Here is a 368-nt window from a genome sequence, read left to right on the forward strand (position 1 = left end):
CGGCTACTTGTGTACTGGACCCACGACAACGGCCCGGCCAGGCTGTGTCGAGGTGTCCGACACGACGCTCTTCCTAGCGGCTGCCCACCAGGTGGATCGGTGTGGCTCTCTCATGGCGTGCGAAGGGACGATGGCTATCGTGCAGTTGCGTCATGACACCGAGGGCCGGGCCTACTTCGACCGCAAGAAGGCGCAGGGCAAGTCGTCGATGGAAGCGTTACGGGCGCTCAAGCGGCGCCTGTCCGATGTCGTCTACCGGCAGATGATCGCTGACGACCAGCTGCGCCAGGCCGGCTTGCAGCCGCCCTCGGGGCCTGCTGCTGACGACGTGCCGGAGGTCGTCGAGGAGCAGGAGCCCGTCGTCCTGG

The 368-nt window shown here is 66.6% G+C and carries 1 pseudogene; it reads left to right on the plus strand.

Going from position 1 to position 368, the window contains the following annotated elements:
- Nucleotides 1-52: 52 nt before the first annotated feature.
- Nucleotides 53-368: pseudogene (locus GTR02_RS22555) on the plus strand (hypothetical protein); the annotation flags it as partial.

The sequence above is a fragment of the Kineococcus siccus genome, from assembly GCF_009906795.1.
In the GTDB taxonomy this organism is placed as follows: Bacteria; Actinomycetota; Actinomycetes; order Actinomycetales; family Kineococcaceae; genus Kineococcus; species Kineococcus siccus.